The organism is Thiomicrospira sp. (assembly GCF_014859555.1).
Classification (GTDB): domain Bacteria; phylum Pseudomonadota; class Gammaproteobacteria; order Thiomicrospirales; family Thiomicrospiraceae; genus Thiomicrospira.
The window spans coordinates 1-5,186 of record NZ_JACUTY010000084.1; the positions used below are offsets into that span (position 1 = coordinate 1).

4 protein-coding genes are annotated in these 5,186 nt (G+C 46.2%); 2 read left to right on the top strand and 2 right to left on the bottom strand.

From position 1 onward, the window contains the following. Nucleotides 1–122: 122 nt before the first annotated feature. Nucleotides 123–1,391: a 6-phosphofructokinase gene (locus tag IBX48_RS09710; RefSeq protein ID WP_296833905.1), complete on the bottom strand. Its 1,269-nt coding sequence runs from the start codon at nucleotides 1,389–1,391 to the stop codon at nucleotides 123–125. 73 nt (nucleotides 1,392–1,464) lie between these two features. After that, nucleotides 1,465–2,610: a ribonuclease D gene (rnd, locus tag IBX48_RS09715; protein WP_296833909.1), complete on the bottom strand. Its 1,146-nt coding sequence runs from the start codon at nucleotides 2,608–2,610 to the stop codon at nucleotides 1,465–1,467. Between the two features lie 275 nt (nucleotides 2,611–2,885). Between rnd and IBX48_RS09720 the strand changes: the two genes are divergently transcribed. Both IBX48_RS09720 and mpl read left to right on the top strand, forming a co-directional pair. Beyond that, a complete protein-coding gene (locus IBX48_RS09720) occupies nucleotides 2,886–3,704 on the top strand; it encodes a DUF2189 domain-containing protein (RefSeq protein WP_296833912.1) in 819 nt (272 codons plus the stop codon). 166 nt (nucleotides 3,705–3,870) lie between these two features. Continuing rightward, a partial coding sequence (mpl, locus tag IBX48_RS09725) for a UDP-N-acetylmuramate:L-alanyl-gamma-D-glutamyl-meso-diaminopimelate ligase (RefSeq protein ID WP_296833914.1) occupies nucleotides 3,871–5,186 on the top strand: 1,316 nt, incomplete at its 3' end.

Consider the following 5,186-nt stretch of genomic DNA (forward strand, 5'->3'; position numbering starts at 1 on the left):
TGAAAAACTTGGCGTTGCCAGAATGAATCAGGGGTTAATCGAGGTGCCCATCTGTTAATAACAAAAAAGCCAGCATTTGCTGGCTTTTTTGTGGGTGAAGATAAAATTAATTTCAGGGTTTATTAGTTGAAATTTGGGTGTTGTTTACTTACCGGGTTAAGTTTTAATGGTGCGACATCCGGTAAGCCATTTTTAAAAGCCACCACATGTTCTCCTTGAATAAGAGGGCGTAAGTAATCCAGAGCGGCGGGCGTAATACCCATGCCATCTTCGCGAATATATGCATCCGGTACTGATTTTTCTAGCTCGGCTACGGCTTGTAAATCTACACTTTTAAATCGCCATTTAAACGGCGAATCCGAGACTATTTCGATCACGGGTAAGGTTCCGTGTTCACCACGTAAGGCGGCTTTGACCGCTTCAGATCCGGCTTGATAAGCCATTTGCCAATCGGTCAACGAAACTAAATGGCTGGCGGAGCGTTGTAAATAATCCGGGTTGGCGCTATGGGTTTTAACACCTAAATTTTGAGCAACTAAGTGACCAATTTTTTCGCCCACACCACCCAGCTGGGTAAATACTTGGCCATGAGCATGTTCTTCAGCTTCGATGGAGATAAAGCTACCATCCTGATTTCTAATACCCTCAGATACCGAACATACACAATAACCATGCTGATCGATGAGACGTTTAACTTCATCCAAAAAGGCTTGTTGTTTGAATGGACGCTCGGCGGGCAGGATAATGAGGGGTAAATCGTCTATGACTTCTTGCACCAGGCCTGGTGCTAAGGATAACCAGCCGACATTACGTCCCATGGTTTCCATCACAAAAAATTGGGTAGAGGTTTGATGCATGGAATGAATATCCAGCACCGCTTCTAAAAAGCTCGTAGCCAGATACTTGGCGGCACTGCCGAAACCAGGGCTGCAGTGTGACAAGGCAATATCGTTATCAATGGTTTTGGCAACCCCGATGCAGATAACCGGATGGCCATGACGACGACAGTAATCGGCGACTTTTTGGGCTGTCAGCATGGAACCATTGCCGCCGTTATAAAAAAAGTAACCGATTTCATAAGTCATGAAAATATCAAGCACTCGCTCATATTGATCAGGACGGTCTTGTTCGGATTCTAGGTCAAAGCGACAGGATTTAAAGGCGGCACCGGGCAGATACTTTAAGCGATCTAATTCGGTTTGGCTGAGTTGATCTAAGTCCACCAGATCCTCTTCCAGCACGCCTTTTATGCCATTAATAGCAGCGTAAACTTTACCAAATATTTCCGGGTGCTGTTTAGCGGTTTCAATCACACCGGCGGCACTGGCATTAATCACCGCCGACACACCGCCAGCTTGGGCATAAAGTACATTTTTTGCAGGGCTGCTCATGCCAAATCCTTTGTCCTAAATTTAAGCTCGACATTATAAATCATTCAGATTGAACCTATGCCGGAGGATGCCGTTAAAGAGCAACCAATTTGATTTGGTCAGCCTCCACACACAAGCAGGCCTGGTGGTTGAACAGTTTTTTAAGCGGTTCGCCCAGCAGCAAGGTGCGCCAACCTTGGTCAAGCATGTTGGGTTGTTGGCGTAACAAATTGAGGATATCGCGACGCTGAGTTAAGTTGTTCAGGTTAAGGCCTGCATTTAGCGCGACTTGATGCGCGTAACTCATGGCGAGTTGAATTTGCGACTCTTCTTGCGGTTGAGCTGGTTCGGGTTTAGTCGGCTTATCCGGCCAAACTTCTTCATGTTCAAACGCCCAGTCCAGCTGTTGAATAATGGCTTCACCAAACTGCCGAACCAGACCCGAGTTAAGTTCGGGAACTTTATACAGGCCCTCCAACACACGAACCGGACGTTTAGCTAGGCTGAGAATGGCCTCATCGTTAATAATCCATTTGCGCGGTTGGTTAAGTTCAATTGCGGTGCGTTCGCGCCAAGCGGCTAGGACTTTAGTCATGCCCAATTGTTTAGGGCTAAAGTTTTGTGTGCCTTTTAGCTTTAACCAGGCCTGGTCGGGGTTAATTTGGTAAAGCGAGGCCTCTAATAACTGCTCAAAATCCCAGTTCAATGCCTGCTTTTGGTTGGCACTTAACTGCTGTTGCATGGCTTGGTAAAGTGGCGCTAAAAAACGTACATCGTCTAACGCGTATTGAATTTGTCGATCTGTTAAAGGGCGTTGGTGCCAATTGGTACGGGTTTGGTCTTTATCCAGCGACACGTTTAATTCATTTTCGATTACCCGTGCAAATCCCGCCATATCGCCATAACCCAAAAATACCCCAGCAATTTGAGTGTCGAAAATATTTTGCGGCATTAATCCGCCCACTTGAAACAGGATTTCAATATCCTGGCGAGCAGAGTGAAAGACTTTGGTGATCGACGGACTCGCCAACAACGCCCAAAGCGGCGTCATGTCTTGAAGCACTAACGGGTCAATTAAAGCCAAGTCACCTTGTTCAGAGTAAATTTGAATTAAGCTTAACTCGGCATAATAGGTGTCTTGACGCACAAATTCGGTATCAATCGCAAACCAGGCCTGGTGGCTTAATTGTTTGCAAAATTCGTCTAAGGCGCTGTCGCTGATAATGGTTTGATGATTCATGTGCCAAGTGTAGCCTTAGCGCAGGCCAGCGGCAAGCGCTATTTAGGTTAGATGGGTTGAGTTAAGGCCAGAAAATTACAGGATTTTAGGGATGCGAAATTATGCTTAATCTGCACAGTTTTTTCTTTATAAATCAAAACAATGCCGCGTTAAAAAAAATCTATTATCAAGTGTTACGGGGTTCTGATATGGTGTAACTGCAGGTAATAAAGCTTAGTTTTTATTCTGATATTAAAACGCTTAACCTTTGACCTTGTCAAAGTAAGGAGGACATCATGTCTAATCAAGCAATATCAACGCAGCAACACGATCATTACACCGAAGCCGGTGAGCATATTATTTCACGCGACGTTAAATTATCCGACATAGGACGTTGGCTCAAAAATGGCTGGCATGATATGGCGCACGCGCCCGGCATCTCGATGTTTTATGGCCTGGTTATGAGCTTATCCGTGGTACTGGTCTTTTTTGCTTTTCAGCATCAACCAATTCACATGTTTACGGTAGCAACCGTGTTTATCTTACTGTCACCCTTTATGGCGACGGGTCTCTATTACACCGCGCAAAAGTTAGAACAAGGAAACAAGCCATCGCTGGGCGAATCTATGGTTGCTTGGAAAGAAAATGTGTCAGATATCGCCTTTTTTGCCGCAGCTCTGGGGGTTATTACGGCCATGTGGGCAACCTTTACGCCGTTGTTAGCCGCGATTGTGGTTGGGTCTAGTTCATTATTAATCATTAACCCAAACATGGGCATCATGGGATTCTTAACTTCAGAAGTCGGTTTAACTTTCTTGGCCATTTTTGCAAGCATCGGTTTGATCTTATCGGCCTTCGTATTTGCCATCAGCGTCGTCACGATTCCTTTATTGCTGCGAGATAAAAAAATGGGTGCGGTATCGGCCATGATTTTAAGCTTCAAGATTGTGATGGAAAATAAAATGGTGATGGCCGCTTGGGCCCTAGTTATTGGCTTTATGCTGACAGTTGGTATCATGTCGTTGGGCTTGGGTATGTTGATTGTGATGCCGTTGCTCGGTTATGCAAGTTGGCACGCCTTTAATGATCTGGTTGAAATTGATGGTAAAGTTTAATTAATCTGGATTATTTAAACTCACGATAAACCCGTCTAATAAGGCGGGTTTTTTATGGATAAAATCTACCCATTTAAAATTTGTTATTACGTCATCAGACACGAAGCCAACCCAGCTCGAAAAGGCCTTGCTATAATGGCCTCACAAACTTATTAGGAGACACATCGTGCAACTTCACATTCTTGGTATCGCGGGCACCTTTATGGGCGGTATCGCGCAATTAGCTAAAGCTAAAGGCCATCAAGTTAGCGGGTCGGATAAAGCGATTTACCCACCCATGAGCACGCAACTTGAGCAAGCCGGTATCGACGTTATGGCGGAAGACGATGTGAGTTTTCTGCAAAACCCGCCAGATCAAGTCGTGATCGGTAACGCCCTAAGCCGAGGTAATGCAGCGGTGGAAGCGACCTTAAATGCCCAGCAGGTTTATACCTCTGGCCCACAATGGCTGGCTGAAAATGTGTTGCACGATCGCTGGGTGATCGCAATTGCCGGCACCCACGGCAAAACCACCACCAGCTCAATGGTGGCGTGGATTTTAGAGTACGCTGGATTAAATCCCGGGTTTCTCATCGGGGGTGTGCCGCAAAATTTCGGCGTGTCAGCTCGTTTAGGCGACAGCCCATTTTTTGTAGTGGAAGCCGATGAGTACGACACCGCGTTTTTCGACAAACGATCCAAGTTTGTGCATTACCATCCACGCACCTTGGTGATGAACAATCTCGAATTTGATCATGCCGATATTTTCCCCGACCTAAAAGCGATTCAAACCCAGTTCCACCATTTAGTACGCACCGTACCGAGCAATGGGCTGATTATTTATCCGACCGAAGAAACCAATTTGACCGAAGTGTTGGAGCGCGGATGCTGGACACCATTACAAACATCCGGCTTAACCCAAGGCGATTGGCAGGCCGGTTTATTGCAAGAAGATGGCTCATCCTTTAGCGTGTTTTTTCAAGGAAAATTAGTCGGCCAAGTGCATTGGGGTATGACCGGATTGCACAATGTGCAAAACGCCTTAAGCGCGATTGCCGCCTCGGTACACGCCGGTGTGCCAGTATTAGAAGCCACAGAAGGCTTGTGTCAATTTAAAGGCGTGCAACGCCGTATGAGCAAAGTCGGTGAAGCAAACGGCGTGACAATCTATGACGACTTTGCGCATCATCCCACCGCGATTCGTTTAACCCTGCAAGGCCTGAGAAAACAAATGAACCACAGTACCAGGCCTGGTCGTTTAATTGCGGTATTTGAACCACGCTCTAACACCATGCGTTTAGGTGTGCATAAAGACACCTTGCCACAAGCCTTTGTTGATGCGGATGCGGTGTATGCCTTTATAGACCATGCTTGGAATTGGCCACTGCCAGTCGATGCTTTTAGCCAACCCGTAAAAGTCGAAAACAGTTACGACGCTTTGCTCGACACCCTAGCCAAAGACTTACACCCCGACGACCAAGTCGTGATTATGTCCAACGGCAG